This is a genomic window from Candidatus Krumholzibacteriota bacterium, assembly GCA_034520215.1.
Taxonomy (GTDB): domain Bacteria; phylum Krumholzibacteriota; class Krumholzibacteriia; order Krumholzibacteriales; family WJIX01; genus JAGHBT01.
In genome coordinates this window covers 734647-752177 of record JAXHNR010000002.1, presented here as the reverse complement: position 1 = coordinate 752177, position 17531 = coordinate 734647, and the positions used below count along the sequence as shown (strand labels likewise).

The following is a 17531-nucleotide window of genomic DNA, read 5'->3' as shown; positions in this document are numbered from 1 at the left end:
ACATGGGAAGGCCTCATAGGAGTTAGGACTAATCCAAATTACTTAATTCCTATTTCTGTACAGAAAATGTTAAATGACTTTGAATTTAAACAACCATCTCTATTTCTTACGGAGGTAAACAGTTTTTTGGCGTGCAATAATTTTTTGTATTGCACTTTCATGATATTTTTTAATTCTCTCACACCATTTTTGCCTTCGAAATTTTTTTGTCTACAACTTTGTTTGATCAAATAACTGCAAGATTTTATTCCTTCGATATCACTCAATATCCAATTCTCAAACATTCTATCAGGTACAAATACAACTAATTTGTTTTCAATGTCGTCTTCTTTAATCTTAGTATTTTCAACTACTTTTCTTATTATTGACTCTCTAAGTTTTTTGCCGAAATTTTTAGCTAGAAGCCTTCTTTTTTCTCTGTCAACTACACAAACGATATGTAAAAACCTGTCTCGTAAAACGGCATTGAGTGTTCCAAGGGCAGCTGATGCATAACCTTCGGCAGTGACAGACTTTCCATTACATCCAACTTTTCTAAATTCTGGCGCACTACCGCATTCCATATAAAATTTAGCTTTGATTGCCATTATCTCAGTTTGGCCATCAACTAAAAATACTGTGGAATTAATATCAATCATTCAGGCGTACCCCCTAAATTTCCTGCAACATAATGATATCCACACCCGAATCCTGATTCGCTTATAGCTTTTTTCAGCCCAGATTTATTTGTTGCCCTGGCAGCTTTTGTAAATCCATTCTCATTTTCTACAATTACAATTTCTTTAGGAAAAACTAAATTTAGAATAGTTTCTGAATGTGTTGTTATAATGCAAACTCCTTTTTGAAAATGATCCCTCAAATATCGTATAAGTAGTTGACATGCCCATGGATGCAGGTAGTTTTCAGGTTCTTCGATAATGTTTGTTGAAGCGTTTTGACCGTAAACTCCAACAAGGAGTGCAATTGTTTTGATTGTCCCATCGGAAAGACAATTGGCAGGGCATGTAACATCATTATGATCGGTTATTGAGAAAGAATTTAGCATTGTCTCAGTTTTTGTAACAACATTTATTTTCCTGAAACCAGGTAATATTCTTGCCAATATATGGCTCATTTCTTCAAATTCTTTTCCCCCCTTTTTTTCCATCTCATGAAGAGCATTAGCCATTCGCCTGCCATCCGATAACATAGATGAAGGCTCTAATACATCGGTTGGACGTTTAGCAAGATATGGATCAATATTCCAAGCTCTAGAAAAAGACAAGTCAGCGTTAACCAAATGGCACGCATAGATAAAAACCGATAAAACAGAAAGAAACCCCATCATCTCAGGTATTCTCAAATTAAATTCTCTTTTTCCTTCCTCTTGAAAAAGATCGGTTCTTAAAGGTCCTATATTTTCCAAATCAACAATATTAATATTGGCATTACCCTTACTATTTCTTGATGCAGTCAATACCTTTTTGTAGATTTGATCTCTTGTTAATCTCTGTATTTCTAATTTCTCATAATATATCTTCATACCTTGAGTTTTTAATCTTAATGTTAGAGAATATTTGTATTTCAAATCTATTGATTCTTTTTCTAAGTCATTTTTAACGTTACCGACACATCCTATTTTCAGCCTCGATCTTGATTGATTCGAACTTAAAGTTGACAGAGATGATTTTCCTCCAACTGAAATGATATATTCAGCAATTGAGTTATCGCATACAGCGGAAATCATACCTAAAGCTTGGCATATATTTGTTTTCCCCGCACCGTTTGGGCCTATTAATACATTAAGACCTTTTCTAAAATTGAGCCTAAACTTATTTAAAGATTTAAAACCACTGACTGTAATCTTTTGTATCATAATTTCTCCTATTACTTTAGGTACTTTCTATAGTCCTAACGGGCTGCGGATCAGTGGCGGGAGAGACCGCGAGCTTGCTCGCAGGCCCTACCGCCCGCTGCATGCGCATGATGGCCGGCGCGCAGCGACGGACAGAATGCGGATGGTAATCCGCAGCCCGATGGCGCGAAGCTGAGCGCCTCCTATTTTCCCGTTAACCTTTTTATCTTATACCCTTTCCATCAGTTTTTCAACCAAAATACCCTCGCGAAGCGTCCGCGCCATCATTCCCAGCATCAACTGCGGGATGGCCTGGCGCGGCTCTGGCCGAATGGCCGAGCCGCTGCCGGCCTGCCGAAGCCTCTTGCCAGATCCGTGACAGGGCAGAACCGTCAGCCGCATAACGATAGATACTCATTGAGGCCTCCCCCTCAGCATACCAAAGTGGTATGATGGGAAGCTACCAACCTTAACCCGTAAAGGAGGAGACCTCTATGAGATTCTATACTCAAGAGCATAAATTCTACTGCGGTATCGACCTTCACGCAAGATCAATTTACATCTGCATCCTAGACAACCACGGGGAAGTCCTCGTACACTGCAACACGCGCGCAGAGCCCGGGTGCTTCCTAAACACTATCGCCCCATACCGGGAAGATATCGCCGTTGCAGCTGAATGTATGTTTTCCTGTTATTGGCTTGCCGATCTATGCGCTGCAGAGAACATCCCTTTTGTCCTCGGGGCTCATTATACATGAAAGCTATACACGGAGGAAAGGCTAAAAATGACCGTATCGATCCCAGAAAGATCGCCGGACTTCTAAGAAGCGGCATGATCCCTATGGCTTATGTCTATCCGGCTAAGATGAGATCAACCCGGGACCTCATGAGGCGTAGAAACTACCTCATGCGAAAACGCTCCGATCTGCTCGCTCACATTCAGAACACCAATGCTCAATACAACCTACCTGAGTTCGGAAAAAAGATAGCCCGGAAGATCCATCAGCAGGGTATTGCCGAACAGTTCAGCGATCCCCAAGTCCGACGAAGCATCGAAACTGATCTCGAACTGATCAATCACCTCAGCCAGCTGCTGACAAATCTGGAGAGACATATACTGCGTACCGCCCGGTATCACGACCCCCAGGCTCTATATCTTTTACAAAGTATCCATGGAGTGGGGAAAATCATCTCTATGGTGATCCTCTACGAGATCGGTGACATCAATCGTTTTCCCAGGGTCCAGGACTTTGTCTCTTATTCCCGGCTCGTGGCATGCGCCCGCGAGTCGGCGGGAAAGAGGTATGGGAGTTCCGGACGTAAGATCGGAAACATGCACTTGAAGTGGGCGTTCTCTGAAGCTGCCGTACTTTTTCTAAAGGACAACCCGGCGGGAATGAAATACAGAAAAAGACTCGAGAGAAAACATGGCAAGGCAAAATCTCTCAGCATCCTCGCACACAGGCTGGGCAGAGCTGTCTATTACATACTCAAGAGAAAGAAGGCCTTTGATATGAATAAATTTCTTGGGACTTAAGAGGAGGGGGCGGTCAAGCCAAATGTCTAACTGGAGTAACAGATGATGATCCGGCTCAGTACCATAAGACAGGGACAATGTCTGTGACCAAGATCACAACCCAGGTACTCGAGACTTAAATCATGAGCCTTCGCGATAGATTGGATGACCGCTCCGCTCCGGATACATATGTACAAGGATCGTGCCTCCTGCCCCTTCCCCGGGTCGTACGTTAACTGGAGAGTGCTCTGGCACTCAGCCATCCGTTCGATTGATCCGGCATAAGGGAACTGATGTGTTTCTTGGTCGTGAAGCTTCCGCTTCGCAGGTTCATCACCGATGAGCCGGAACCAATATAGGAGTTTGGTGCAGGGCACAACCCTGCTCCCCTTAACATGAAACAAAGTCGGGAAACGGTCTTATGTATAATTAAACAACCCGGCGATAAAATCGCCGGGGAACAGAATCATTTTATCTGTTGACAAAAATAGGCCTCATAGGAGTTATAACACCACTTATCCAACTGCTAAAATATTTTATCACGGATGTACAACAACATCATTCTCAGTGCCTTAGCCTCTATGTTGTCTAGCACATCATCCTGCAAAAATCGCCTGGTTGTTTCGGTAAGCTCCTCATATTCTTTTGCAATATCTCTGTGATCCTCAAGCCAGTAGAGTAGCTGATATGCTTCTTTATAATCGACAACATCGTCTTCGAGAATATCGCTAATTAGTCCTTTGAATTCAGTCTTGCTGTCACCTGCAATTTGAACAGGATTATCTTGATCAAGATCTTGTAACTTTAAATATACTCTAGCACATGCAATAGCATCTTCCTTTGCATCATGATGCTTGAAAGTGGGAAGCTTGAAATATTTCACCAAAGTCTTAAGTTTATGGTTCTTGAGATCAGGCAAGCGCATTTTTGCCATGGAACTAGTATCATGATAAATAAAATTAATGGCTATTCCGAAGTATCGGGCAAGTGCTCTGAGTACCTGTTCATCAAATAGACTATGCGCAACCAATGGTGAATCAAAGATACCAGCAATAATAGGATAGAGAGCACAGAACTCTGGCTGACTACATGTATGCTCTTCTTTTATCCCATGAATCTTTGACTGGAACGGTGCATGCCCTCCAACAGGTTTGATAAGATACCCTTTTGATTCAACAATATCCCCATTGGATACTCTAGCATACCCAATTGCACAAGCACTCACCCTCTTTGGATTGGCTGTTTCGAAATCGATTGCGATGAAATCTTTCATCTTCAACCTCAGTGTTATAACTTATGTATATCCGGTTTCCAGATATCCTGATTATTAGATATTTCGTCCGCATAAGAAACATTGGCATTTTATCGGTATCACATTTAGTTGTAAAGTGTTATTTAAATATTTTTAACTGAATAAGTTCTTATCTGTTTTCCGTATAACGCCTGCGATAACCCGCCAAAAACTAAACGGATAGTGAACCTTTATATTCTCAGTCGCTACCTCTAAGCAAATACGATAAAACAATCGATGCGCGTTTTTGGTCAGGTTGATTGCGTTGTTATACGACTTTTATATTAACTGAGATATTATTTTCCATTCAGTATCTTTTACAGGGAAATTCGTTCCCTGGTAGTGACGAAGAATTGATAAATTATTCAATTCATTAATTTTCAATAAATCTTTTTTTAAAATTGGTTTATTCAGCAACCTTTTCAAAATTGTCATTTCAACCCTTACAGCTTCCTCTTTTTCAGAATCATTCAACCAGTACTTTCTTTCTGCTGGATGATCCTTCCTTAACGCTGGATCCGTTTCTATCCGAGTAAGAGCATAGATTCCAGCATCTTTACCAGACATCCAGATCAATCCTATATGGTTTTTTTTAATTTTTCTTTTATGCTGATTGACAGACCAATGTATATTATTGCCAATCTCATTATCTGATAATGAGTTCAAAATATCATACCTTTGTGGATTACCCTGAAAAATCCATGTAGAAATATCTTCAGTATTTGAGTCGATAGAATAGTGTGATGTAATTTTATTATTTGCACGCTGTTTATTTTGATATGATGGCCGATCATCAATAAATGTATAGTCATATTTTTTTGATAGTTCTGAAATAAATGCTATACCAAGCTCTTTACACTCAATCCCAATATTTTCTAAAAATAATCGCCTTTCTTTAGGAATCACATTTGCGCATAATATCATTTCATAAAATGTATCTTTATTTTTACTTTTTAATCTTCCATAATATTCAGCTATTTGCCCCGAGGCATTACGATTTAAGATTCCTCTTTTTACTTCAACAATAACTTTCCTACCAACACCATCTTCAAAAAGAATATCTATTCTCTTGCCTTCAACCGAATACTGTTGCTCAATAAGCTTAAATCCTTCTCCTTTAAATATTTCTTCCGGGTACATTGCTATCAGATTTTCTATGTCTTTTTCTAACATTCTTTTTCCTCAAGTAATTAAAGTAAAACGGTTTACGGATAGGCGGCGGGAGAGGCCGCGAGCTTGCTCGCAGGGCCTACCGCCCGCTGCAGGCGCATGATGGCCGGCGCTTTAGCGACGGACAGAATGCGGATGGTAATCCTCAAAGCCCGATGGCGCGAAGCTGAGCGCCTCCTATTTCCCCGTTAAGCTTTTTTTATCTTATACACTTTCCATCAGTTTTTCAACCAAAAACCCCCCGCGAAGCGTCCGCGCCATCGTTGGCCATCACCGGCGGGAATGGAGCGTAGCAGAATTCCCGTCCGTGTGCATGGCACTGTTATGTGTTTTTCCATTTTTTTCAACAGTTATGCGAATTGACCTATTCTTGAAACTCCCCTAATCGACAATATCCTTGGGGGATCGAATAGTGAACTGAAATCTTCCGTCATACTTCACAAACGAAAACCGATAGTCGTCGGTAACTCGATCAAATGGCCACTTTTTCGACACTTTGACGGCCATCCGTTGTCTACCATCTGGGGAACAGAGATACGTTCTGTCCCCATCTGTGCGAACGAGGAGCGTGTCATGGCTTTCTATCTTTTCGGCCTCAAAGGACGGGAATTTAGGCAGATTGACCTTTTCTCGGGCGGATTCAGCCCAGTGAAGTTCCAGCCATGCCTGCGTTGATTCGCTTACGCATGATGCCAGCTCATCCAATGTTTCTTTGTCTCGGAGCCGTCTCCGAACGGTCGATGGAGATCTACCGAGATCGACGCCACATTGGGCCAATTCCGTTGAAGCAGCACGTGAGCGAATACCTGCCAGGAAGATCCATGCGGCGGCTTCGTTGGGAACACCAAGTTCGACCAGTAGTGCCACCGACGCCAGGGTATCGGAGAGTTCCTCATTCCCCATTTTTCTTATTTGCTGCGCAGCTGCATGGACAAGCCAAGGGACTTGATAACCGTAAATATTCTTGCAGATGGCATCGGCACTGGCTGTCTCGTCAAGAATATCGCGCATGGGCGTCCCGGCGACCCACGGTTCACGAACCAGATCCATTATTTCGTTTTCCGGGAGCTCCTCGACAACGGCGGTCGAGTGCTCACGAGCCCATTCTTCCAGCCATGCGACGAACTCAACAATGGACTGAATCGACTGTTCAGCGTCGGCGATTTCTTGAGCCTTTTGGAGAAACTCATCCCTGTCCCGATATAGATTCTTCGCTGCCGACAAAGGCAATCCTGTTACAACGTATGCTTTGCGCTCTCCGGAATCTGGACACGTTCGAAGAATGTTCTCAGCCCGCGTTTGTATGAACTTCAGGAATTCATCTTTGGTGAGATTGAATTTGCCATCTTCGGATTGAATAGCAGCCAATGAACCGCGAAACACATTATCCGCCCAATTTTCAGGCTCCTCGTTTCCTGGGTTTGCTTTCGCGTCCTCCTGAAGTGCCAGCAAACCATCGTCAATGAGATCAAGAATCCCCGAACATCTGGCGGCGTCCTCGCCCAACCCAGAAAAGTCATTCTCGGCAACCATGGTCATCAATTGGTTGAAATTGACACCAGCTTTCTTTGCAATATTGCGAATGAGATGGAGCACAAACAGCAATCCACTCTCAACGGGATCAGCATTCGCAGCACCGAAATACTTTTCAGCCAATTGCCGATCTTTCCGAATCTGCCACGCTTGTCTTGTTTCATCGATTGCGAACAGAATCTTCCCCTCGCCATCCACGAATGCGCGTCCGGCACGTCCACAAATATTCCAGAAGTCCCGATGACCGATGGGGTGCCTTCTTTGATACGGAGTGGCAACGATCACGCTAGAAATTCCTATATTGACCCCCTGTGCCAGCGTCGATGAGGCGATGATGATTTTGGGTGGCACTGACCGCATCAGCCGTTCCGTTGCCATGCGAACTTGAGTCGGAAGACGGTTGCTGTGGCAAATAACACCATATTGTGCTGCCTTCAATTCAATAGCATTCCCGGGAAGCTCTTCTTCGCACGTTGCATGAAATGCTTTCCAGATCACTTCTGGCCATCGGTGTTCTTCCGGATTTTCTCCAAGGGCCAAAAGGACTGCCTTCGCCAGCCCCGGGATGCTGTTGGCGCGTGCCGAGAAAATCATGACTGGTCCCACAGAGGCCAATCGAACAGCAGTTGCGGCAATAGCCTCGTTCTTATTATTGGGAAAGGGCTTCCGGCGTCTTCCCCAGCCCAGTGGGCCAGATTGGACGAACCGGGGGTTGAACGACTCAAAGTCGCCACGCCAATCAATGCGAACGTTATCGCCTTGCCATCGAAGCAGTCCGAATCTCTCTGCCGATGGCTTCCATTCCGAACGAACAACATTTTCGGAGTCGCCAGTAACCCACTCGGCGAGATGCGCTGGATTTGGAAGAACCGCTGACAACATCATTATCCGGCAATCAGTGACACTGGCGATGAATCGTAGATGATCCAAGAACAGCTCATTCTTGACCAACCGCTCGTTTGCCCCAATGAGGTGTCCTTCGTCGACCACAATCAGCTTTACGTTATCAAAAAGCTCCGGCGAAGATCGTAAAATGGCCCTGGCTTTTTCGGGAGTTGCGATGGTGATGGTTGAATCTTCCGCCAATTGCCTGTCTACGGAACTGAGTCGAAAGCCTCCGTATAAATGGGAAACATGAAACCCACACCAGTCAAAGACCTGACCAAGTGTCTGCTCAATCTCCAATGCAAGAGACCTGAAGGGAGCAAGATACAGGATCTTTGCATTTGGATCGGCATGCAGGGCTTGAAGGATCGCCAGTTCGGCGACGCGTGTCTTACCAGAACTTGTTCGCATGTTTATCACAGCGCCATGCCTTGTCCGATCCAGAGCGACAGGGACGGCTTCGCGCTGAGAACACCACAGTTCCGTGATGGATTGCTTGCTAAACAAGAGCAGTCGGATGTATCGGCGCAGCAATGACAAGTCATCCGGAAAGAATGGCGGCAGAATACGCCACAATGACGCATCGCCATTTCCCCGAATCATCAGACGCAGAAGCCGTGCGATCCACCATAGTGCTGGGGATTCGTAATCCTGGGCAAGACGCATAGCAATATTCAATGTGCTGCCTGCTGTCTCAAGGTGCCGCGATTCCCCAGTAGCGAAATATTCAAGAATCAGCGAGAGGGATCTGGCAATCGCGGTCGTCACAGCATGGTCGCAAATAGTCCAAGGGTCATTGAAATCGCTCAGGTCTGCTAGGAGATACGGGTTCAGTTGCCCGATCAGTTCATTCGGACGTTTCCGAATGAACAAAGCGACCATACGCGCGAGGTCCGTCTGAGCCTCGACCTTTCGTATTGATACAAAGGCCCGTGAGTACTGCCCTGATGCATAAAAGGCCATTGATGCCACGAGGATATGGAACCCACTTGCCGGATCGTTCTGCGCACGCGGCAGATGTACGTTATTCAGAAGGGTGGCGGCTTCTTCCATTGCCGCAATTGCCTCCGGCGAGGGCACTTCCTCGGCAAGGCTTACACCCGCAGCGAGAATCGAATAGGCCGACATCGTGACTTTGTCGATAAGAGCGGGATCAAATCGGGGGAAATTACCTTCATCCTCGCCCACTTCATAGAGAACATGGCTCGCGTTCGATTGTGCGAACAGGTTCTTGATTCTCGATGTTCGATAATCCTCAAGAATGTTGCGGGCAATGTCAGTCGGAATCGCCACAGGCATCCTCCTCAATCCCGTCAAAACAGTCGCGGACGAGACTACTGGGGTCATCAATTCCCAGAGAGATCATGACGAGATTCCGCAGTTCACTATTGGTGTGCCGGTCTACATTCGCCTTACTATTTGTATTGCTCAAGAGCAAACCAACGTATTGCAGATCGAGCTTCCCCTGTGCCATCAAGAGGGCGCAGTTTTCGACTCGGCGACCGAGGTCTATATTTTTCATTTCGAAAAGTCGGTCGGCAACAAACTGAAGAGATGCCGGTAATCCTGCTTGGTGTGATCGAACAAGACCTGCCACAATCTCTTGGACGGCCGCTTTCGATGAGGTGCCACGAAATTTGGCCTCTCCCACAAGGATGCGCACCCGCTTAGAATGAAAATCGAACGCTAAAACGTCATCACCTTTCATGGATTGTTCGACATTGGGGTTGTATCGGAGGCGGTAGATGGGTAGGTCGGCATCCGCGCCTGCACCAATATATTCCGCGAGAAACACTTCGGCCAAGTTGCCCTTTCGGGTTTTGTCGGCATGCGGGAATCTGTGCGTCCCTGCGTCGGATACGGGGTAGCCAAGCTGACGCAGATCCTCTCTCTTTCGCTGATCTCGCGCTCGCATTTCCACGCTGGTATGATGCCGGATTAACGCTTTTCGGAGCTGCCCCACCGTGTCATTACGGCTTCCATCATCCTGGCTCAGAGCGCGATGCGGAACATCTGAATTTGTATTCGTGTCTTTTGCCTGAGTATGACAACCAAACGCATCAGCTTCAGGGTGCGATCCCAATATTTCGTCTGGTTGTTTCTCTGCCATTGTCACTCGATTCCATTTCTTGGTTCATACACATAACTATGTATACTCGGTTTCCAGATATCCTGATTATTAGATATTTCGTCCGCTTAAGAAACATTGGCATTTTATCCGTATCGCATTTAGTTGTAAAGTGTTATTTAAATATCTTTACCTTAATGCCTCCCAAAGCCGATTAATCTTGAAAGAGCACCTCATATCAAATAAAATCATTCTGTTGGATCCAGCTACGTGTGAATTCTGAACCGGCAGATTGATCCAGGGGAGAATAATTATGTCAGAATCAAAGGACCGTTCGGTAAAGATCCCGGGTGTGCTGCTGATGCTGAAGAAGGCGGTATGGAATATATTCGAGGACGATATCTTTACCCTGGCAGGGGCGGTGGCCTTCTTCGCAACACTTTCCATTGCCCCCCTTCTGGTTCTTCTGCTCTCGGTTACCGGCCTGTTTTCAGCATCGTTCCACCAGGAGATCGTAGCGGAACTGAACCTGCTCCTTGGCCCGGCCGCCTCGCGCGCCATAGACGTGGTTTTGACCAATATAGAGCAGCAGCAGCTGGCTGGGAGGATATCGGCCCTGATAAGCATCGCCATTCTGCTCTTTTCCTCCACGGCGGTATTCGTACAGCTGCAGAAGGCGATGAACCGGATCTGGGGAGTAAGATCGAAACCTGGCAGAGCTGTCAAAAACTGGCTCAAGAAGCGGCTGGTATCCCTGATTATGATACTTGCAGTAGGGCTTATACTGATGCTTTCGGTACTGATGAAGACCGTCCTGAACTTTGTGTTCGAAGATATGGGCAACTTGATAAGTATACTGAGTACTCTGGGAACCATGCTCGTATATATAATACTGTTCGGCGCCATGCTGCTTTACGTTCCGAATGCAAGACTGGCGTGGCGGGATATAGCTTTCGGGGCGGTCACTACGGCGCTGTTTTTCCATTTCGGCAAATGGGCTATCGGGCGTTACCTGTCCTTTACCGGGATCGGCTCAGCATACGGAGTCGCGGGAACCCTGGTAATAGGCCTTCTCTGGGTATACTACTCCACCCTGGTTGTTTTTCTGGGCACCGAGCTGGCCAAGGCGTACACCCAGCAGCACGGAACCGTAATAGAATCTGACTGAATGTTCTGCGTAAAAACATATCACGCGGCGTCGCTCGTCCTTGCACAGATGTTGGTGTTTACTATACCTCTCGCCTTTCTCGGTTCTAAGCTGATTGGGCTGACAGGCGTTTTTACGGGAATGGCAGCGGGCTACTTTGCGGCGGGCGCTCTGGCGATATTTGTATTAAGGGATGTAATTATTGAAACGGGGGAAGAAATAGTGTATAATAGCTAGAATATAAGGGATCTCCGGATCTCTAAAAATCCGGAAAAATAGAATTCAATTATTGAGTTGAGGGATAATAATGGGGAAAATAAAGGTGAAAAAATTTATTATAATTATTTTTGTTTTAGGTTTAATCGCTGCGGCCGCCGATATGAGTTACGCGCAGCAGAGCGGTGAACCTGTAATAATAGATCATACATGCGAGGGAATTTCAGATATCCCCGATGCCTGGATAGATTCTGTTCAAGCGGTTATAAAACTTCACTACGCTCACACCTCTCACGGGGGTCAGCTTGTATACGGGCTTAGCTATATAGAATCAGATGATGCAAAATACAGCTTTGCCCGTGAGGATAATAATCTCCCTTCAGAGGAGGGCGCTTTCTGCATTTACGGCGGGCAGATCAGCGACACATATATCTCAACTTACGAATACTGGGAAACAGCAAGCGGGATGGACAAGACCAGAGCGGTTCTTGACGCCAACCCGGAAATAAACGTTTCGATGTGGTCGTGGTGCACCGAGCTTAATAGCTACACGCAGGAGCAGACGCGGGCATACCTTGACTCCATAAGTGTACTAGAAGCGGAATATCCGGGCGTTACATTCGTTTACATGACAGGCAATGCCCAGTATACGGGAGCAGAGGGATACAACAGATATCTCAGGAATCAAGAGATAAGACAGCATTGCCTGGATAATAACAGGGTTCTATACGACTTCGCCGATCTCGACGCCTGGTGGTATAATCCTGTGGCAGAGTCGTGGGAGCAGAATACGTACGATTACGGGGGCACCGCCGTGCCGGTTGAGCATGAACAGTTTAACGGCGATGAAGCGGCGCACACGACAATAGAAAGCTGCAAGCAGAAGGGCAGAGCGGTCTGGTGGATGGCGGCTCTCATTGCCGGATGGGATGGAGGGGTAATTTCAGATTCTCCTAACATACCGCCGATCTCCTTGACATTATTCCAGAATCACCCGAATCCCTTTAATCCCACGACAACAATACGGTACTATCTGCCGCGGCGAACCCATGCGGAATTGAAGATATATGATGTTTCAGGCAGCGTGGTCACGAAGCTTTCAGACGGGATAGAGGAGGAGGGGTTTAAAACTGCCAGGTGGAATGGCACAAATACCCGCGGAGGGTCTGTGGCCTCCGGTGTCTATTTCTATCAGTTGCAGGCGGAGGGCGGGACTGTTACAAAGAAGATGATTCTTTTAAGGTGAGGGTCAAACAGAAGGGTTGATGACTATTGAGGAAAAGATCAATTGATCCCTCATGAATTCAGAATATTATTTTTTCTGCCGTTCTCACTACCCCCACCTTTCCCTGATATAAGCGCCCACTTCCTTCGTGGTCAGCTGTCGGGTTGAGGCCGCGGATCTGATGAAGAAGTCATTTTCGTGTACATATATAGGTTTTGAGCTACTGGAAACATCTATATGACAGACCTTTTTCCCTTCGATCTCAATAATCTTGACCTTGCAATTGGCTGTAATAGGGGTTCCCAGCTTCTTGCATATTATATCATCTATCTGGAGCCGGAAGCCGTCCAGGCCCCTGTCTCCTCCCAGACTCTTAAGGTCATTCTCTATCCCCAATATTTCTCCGTTGTTACTGACACCGATAAGAAGAATTCCACCCTCTGTATTAGAGAATGCGGCTATCGTTTTTGCTACATTATTCTGCAGATTCTTGTTCTTCTTGTTTTTAGAATAATCCCACCTGAGTGATGATTTAAATTCGAGATTCTTGTTTTCACCTCTTGTTATCAGAGTTCTCAGGTATTTAACCTCCATATCGTTTTTTATAACCCTCTTATTATCAGCTCTTTTATCCATTTCTGCTGATTTTTCAGGATAGGGCTTACCAACGCTTCCGTAGAACTGCGGGAATTTCTCCTCCTCCATCGTCCTTACGAGAATTTCCTCTTTGCTGTCAAGGTCAATATAGCCGAACCTGACATCCGTATAGGTCGGATCAATCCTCATGATCTGGTCCTTGATGCGCTTGCGGCCCTCTATTGCAAATTCTAGTATCTCCCTTTTTTCATCTCTGGTAGCTTCCCTGTTGGGGTACAGTATCTTAAGAAGCCCCGAGAAGGTTTTATTTATACCGTCCCTGTCCCTTGTTGAAATCTCCGGGAACAGTTCGAAATCATCACTGTAGAACTGGCTGTAGTCGTGGTCCCTGACAGAACGGAGTATCTCCGCCAGGTAGTCCACCACAAAGCCATACCCATCGCAGAACATCTCACCCCGGATAATATCAACTTCCCATCCGGGAATATAGAAATGAAGCCGGTCGAAGAAGGCGGAGTCATGGTACTGATGGGGGACCTCGTCGAAGAGGTCGGAATGCCTGAGCATGTATTCAACGTTATGTCTGGTGTTGCCGACGAAAGCCAGGGATGCCTCGGCTCCCAGTGTTTCTATACCTCTGGAGAATGATTTGTTGGCCATGTAATTCTTCAGGATATCCACCAGGGCCTTGTTGGAACGCTTCTTCTTCCCGGAGAATTCATCGAAAGCGACTGTATCCCAGAAGCCAACCAACCCTATCTGACCGGTTGAATTATTAACAAACAACTTCGGCACCGTCACCTCGCCGCCCGATATGAGAATACCGTGGGGCGAGAATTCAGAGTATATATGAGACTTGCCAGTTCCCTTGGGGCCGAGCTCTATCAGATTGTAGTTCCTTTCGCAGTAAGGGATCAGCCTGACCAGCTGCAGCAGCTTGCCGCGCCGGGTGAACTTCTCAGGGTCGAATCCGATGCTCTGAATAAGAAGATCGATCCATTCTTCGGTCTTGAAATCTTTTCTCTTATCAAGGTATTCATCTATATCGAAATATGACAACTGGATCGGTTTGAGAGATCTCATGATCCAAGGGCATACCCTGGAATCCTCGGTGTACTCGAACTCAAGGTCTGCTATGGACCACACTCCTGTAAGAAGGAGTTTGGGATGTTTCTTGACCGTGTCAGAATTGACCAGCACCTTCTTGATCCCGAGGTTGGAGAAAGAGGCCTCATAGGTATTGGTCTTGTCATTAAGCCGTACGCTTATCTTATCGATGACCTTGTGCCGGCCCTGCTCTCTTATCCTCGATTTAACCAGCTCCGCTTCGTTTCGGTGTACGAAATGCTTTCGCAGAACCTCCCGTACTGTCTCTATGCCGGAGCTGATGCTCTCCTCGTCGCTGGTAGCGCAGTACTGCCCCAGCAGGTACTCCAGCACGTAGGTTGGCACAATGGCGTTCCCCTTGACCAGTTTAACCAGGTCCTTACGGACCACCAGGCCGGAGAATACTTCTGTAATCTTCTCATCCAGATAGTTCATATCTAATCCCTCTAAAAGTCAAAATCACTGGTGAACGATCTTCTGAATTGATAATGCGCGGTCTTATAATCTTTCATGTGAGATGTGTCAGCTATCTGCTCCTGTAACTTCAGCACGATTTCCTGATCCTTGGCCTTTTCCGAATCTCTGGAGAATATAAATCTAACCTTTTTCTCACGATCTCTTGGGTTTTCAGATTCGTAATTGAAAACGAGTTTGTGCTCTTCGGAGATTAGATCTCCATCCGCATTGTAAAACCCCGCATGCAGCTCTATCGGCTTTTTCTTTCCCCCCACCGGTTCTGTCTGATAGAACACCACGGTATGCTGGCCGGATGAGATCACCCTGTTCGGCTCGCCCAGGATATCAACACCTACGGTGCTTATATCACTCTTTCGCTTCTTATTCACATGGATAACCGGCAATACTACTTCCTGCAGCGATGCTCCACCATGAACGTATCTGCTTCCGGAGCCCTTTTGCCGGAGGCGGTTTATGGATTTGGGGATCTGAACCTCCAGGTCGCCTTCCAGCCCCAGCTCCTTCGCCGAAAACTTACGCAAGCTGGGGTGATCTGAAAGGTTTCTGCCTATTATATATCTCCGGTCCCATACGAAAACATCCTCTTCCCTATGAACAGGTTCGGTAAAATCACTTAAATCAATTTCCCTGTCCTGATAGATAAATCCATGATCAGAGGTGATCAGAATATTATTTGCGTTTGCAGATGTCAGTCTTCTTATCATCAGCATCAACTCTTCGACGGTTTTCTCCACAGCTTCGAATATCTTAGTCTCTGTCTTTCTGTCTCCGGCGGCATCGATCCTGTTATGGTAAAAATATATGATATCGTTATCGCGAATCAGCTCTCGGGCATCGTCATTGTTCATTTTCAGGAAATCATCAGCCGGCATAACCAGTGACCTCTGATCCAGTTCCTTCTTAAGAATCTTACCACGGTTGACGCTGCCCTGAGAGTCCAGACCATTCACCAGCACCTTCCCTGACCGGTCATCAACGATCTCAAGCTTCCGATTGGGAAGAAGCGCTCCCATTCCAAGCTGAGTAAAGCTGGGAAGCATCCCCAGTACCGGCTCGGTTTCCGCGTTGAACCGGTCTTCTCCCGTGATCCTCCCTGCCAGCTCTTCACCCACTTCATAACGCATGGCATCCGATATGACCACAAAAATCTTTTTTTCATCAGCCAGATAGGGCCATACTCTTTTCTCATAAAACTCTCTCTGGCTCTTCACCCCGGACGCGCTCCACTTATCCATACTATCCACAACCCTCTGCCAGTTATTGTTAAGCTTCAGGAGAAAATTATTGTTATATATATTCTCGATTTTCTCATAAAGGGTACCCAAAAGAGTCCTGTGACCGGACTGATTAAGATAGCATATAAACTTTCGGTATAACTGGTCAATCCTGAACCAGGTTTCAGCATAAGCCTTTACACCCTGAGAGGCGGATTCAACTTCCAGCGAGATATTATTCATCTTCTGCAGGAATTCGGAAGCGCAATCAGCCGCTTCGTAAGAATGCCTGTAATTCTCATACCAGTGAGTCTGCCTGCGTTTACGAACAATTTCCGCGCAGTCCTCAGCTGATATGGTCTCATCAGTTACCTGCCCTACAAGCTCGCTGAGTATTTTTCGGTCTATTACCTCAAAGTAATCCAGATCTACCAGATTAAGGTAGTCCATTCCCACAAGATCTTTCTCAATGCTCAATAAACTGGAGTATTCTGAAGAAAGCTTCTCGAAAGATTCATATCTCTTTCTGTTGTTTTTCCATCTGTTCAGAAATATCAGCGCCTCATCATAGAGGCGGGGAGTATCTCCTGCCCCCATTGCCCAGCAGGATTTGAACAGTTCAATGGCAAAATCGCGCACGCCCGGCTTGTCCGAGCTGTACCCGAAAAGCGCCTCCATCTGACCCCAGAGAAATCTGTCCAGTCCGCATCTTTCAATAAGTCTGAACTTACTGTCTTTCTCCTCAGAAAGCTCCTCCAGCAGACTTTCCAGAACATCATTGATCGAAGGTTCCGCAGAAGCGCATACCCCCAGCATATTCAACTTCAGCTTCTTTTCGCTTACCGTCCTGGGAAGGCTCTTCATGAGAGCTTCACGCCGTTTCCCGGCATTGAAAAACTCTACATGTCCCTGCAGCACATCTGTGAACTCAGAGCCCAACCCCAGCTCATCCAACCAGATAGATACCTGATCTGTATGGAACACCCCATTCGCCAGTTTTATATCCAAAAGCCAGTTCCTGATATCTTCAGGTTCAGGCCCCTCATGATAGAGCAGAAATTTATCGTCCGTCTTCTCCCGGAGCACTGTGTACTTGATACCGAATTCATTGTTGTCAATCACCAGCTTATTCACTCCGGGGATCATCAGCTCTTCAAACTCATCCCTGAGCTCAAGCTCCCTGTCATACCAGAACACTATCCGGTCCTTCTCGAACATCCCGGAAAGCCGTTTCTCGATGCTGCCGCTCAT

General features: G+C 46.1%; 11 protein-coding genes and 1 pseudogene. 4 read left to right on the top strand and 8 right to left on the bottom strand.

Going from position 1 to position 17531, the window contains the following annotated elements:
* Positions 1–38: 38 nt before the first annotated feature.
* Positions 39–638 carry a DUF4276 family protein gene (locus U5O15_09895; protein MDZ7860955.1) on the bottom strand — a complete coding sequence of 200 codons (600 nt, stop codon included), beginning with the start codon at positions 636–638 and terminating at the stop codon, positions 39–41.
* Positions 635–1855 (bottom strand): AAA family ATPase, encoded by a 1221-nt coding sequence (locus U5O15_09890; GenBank protein MDZ7860954.1) that lies wholly within the window; start codon positions 1853–1855, stop codon positions 635–637. The genes U5O15_09895 and U5O15_09890 overlap by 4 nt, the downstream gene beginning before the upstream one ends.
* Positions 1856–2328: 473 nt before the next feature.
* Between U5O15_09890 and U5O15_09885 the strand changes: the two are divergent.
* Positions 2329–3371 (top strand): annotated as a pseudogene (locus U5O15_09885) (IS110 family transposase).
* Positions 3372–3876: 505 nt separating this feature from the next.
* On the opposite strand, the gene U5O15_09880 reads toward U5O15_09885, so the two are convergent.
* The 4 genes from U5O15_09880 to U5O15_09865 all read right to left on the bottom strand — a co-directional run bounded on the left by U5O15_09880 (position 3877) and on the right by U5O15_09865 (position 10339).
* Positions 3877–4623, bottom strand: coding sequence for an exonuclease domain-containing protein (locus U5O15_09880; GenBank protein ID MDZ7860953.1), 747 nt, complete (start codon positions 4621–4623; stop codon positions 3877–3879).
* Positions 4624–4920: 297 nt separating this feature from the next.
* A complete protein-coding gene (locus U5O15_09875) occupies positions 4921–5814 on the bottom strand; it encodes an endonuclease NucS (protein MDZ7860952.1) in 894 nt (297 codons plus the stop codon).
* Positions 5815–6192: 378 nt separating this feature from the next.
* Positions 6193–9522: a DEAD/DEAH box helicase gene (locus tag U5O15_09870; GenBank protein ID MDZ7860951.1), complete on the bottom strand. Its 3330-nt coding sequence runs from the start codon at positions 9520–9522 to the stop codon at positions 6193–6195.
* A complete protein-coding gene (locus tag U5O15_09865; GenBank protein ID MDZ7860950.1) occupies positions 9506–10339 on the bottom strand; it encodes a Hachiman antiphage defense system protein HamA in 834 nt (277 codons plus the stop codon). The genes U5O15_09870 and U5O15_09865 overlap by 17 nt, the downstream gene beginning before the upstream one ends.
* Positions 10340–10589: 250 nt before the next feature.
* On the opposite strand from U5O15_09865, the gene U5O15_09860 reads away from it, so the two are divergent.
* From U5O15_09860 to U5O15_09850, 3 genes are all read left to right on the top strand, one after another.
* Positions 10590–11465 carry a YihY/virulence factor BrkB family protein gene (locus U5O15_09860; protein MDZ7860949.1) on the top strand — a complete coding sequence of 292 codons (876 nt, stop codon included), beginning with the start codon at positions 10590–10592 and terminating at the stop codon, positions 11463–11465.
* Positions 11466–11681 carry a hypothetical protein gene (locus U5O15_09855; protein MDZ7860948.1) on the top strand — a complete coding sequence of 72 codons (216 nt, stop codon included), beginning with the start codon at positions 11466–11468 and terminating at the stop codon, positions 11679–11681.
* Positions 11682–11766: 85 nt separating this feature from the next.
* The gene (locus tag U5O15_09850; GenBank protein ID MDZ7860947.1) at positions 11767–12906 is read left to right on the top strand and encodes a T9SS type A sorting domain-containing protein; all 1140 of its coding nucleotides are present in this window, start codon (positions 11767–11769) and stop codon (positions 12904–12906) included.
* Positions 12907–12993: 87 nt separating this feature from the next.
* On the opposite strand, the gene brxL is transcribed toward U5O15_09850, so the two are convergent.
* Together brxL and pglZ are read right to left on the bottom strand one after the other, a co-directional pair.
* Positions 12994–15024, bottom strand: coding sequence for a BREX system Lon protease-like protein BrxL (gene brxL / locus U5O15_09845; protein MDZ7860946.1), 2031 nt, complete (start codon positions 15022–15024; stop codon positions 12994–12996).
* Between the two features lie 11 nt (positions 15025–15035).
* Positions 15036–17531, bottom strand: coding sequence for a BREX-1 system phosphatase PglZ type A (gene pglZ / locus U5O15_09840; protein ID MDZ7860945.1), 2496 nt, complete (start codon positions 17529–17531; stop codon positions 15036–15038).

Coding starts and splice junctions, on each gene's coding strand:
- pglZ (MDZ7860945.1), bottom strand. CDS start 17,531: ATGAGCGGCAGCATCGAGAAACGGCTTTCCGGGATGTTCGAGAAGGAC.
- U5O15_09895 (MDZ7860955.1), bottom strand. CDS start 638: ATGATTGATATTAATTCCACAGTATTTTTAGTTGATGGCCAAACTGAG.
- U5O15_09890 (MDZ7860954.1), bottom strand. CDS start 1,855: ATGATACAAAAGATTACAGTCAGTGGTTTTAAATCTTTAAATAAGTTT.
- brxL (MDZ7860946.1), bottom strand. CDS start 15,024: ATGAACTATCTGGATGAGAAGATTACAGAAGTATTCTCCGGCCTGGTG.
- U5O15_09875 (MDZ7860952.1), bottom strand. CDS start 5,814: ATGTTAGAAAAAGACATAGAAAATCTGATAGCAATGTACCCGGAAGAA.
- U5O15_09855 (MDZ7860948.1), top strand. CDS start 11,466: ATGTTCTGCGTAAAAACATATCACGCGGCGTCGCTCGTCCTTGCACAG.
- U5O15_09865 (MDZ7860950.1), bottom strand. CDS start 10,339: ATGGCAGAGAAACAACCAGACGAAATATTGGGATCGCACCCTGAAGCT.
- U5O15_09880 (MDZ7860953.1), bottom strand. CDS start 4,623: ATGAAAGATTTCATCGCAATCGATTTCGAAACAGCCAATCCAAAGAGG.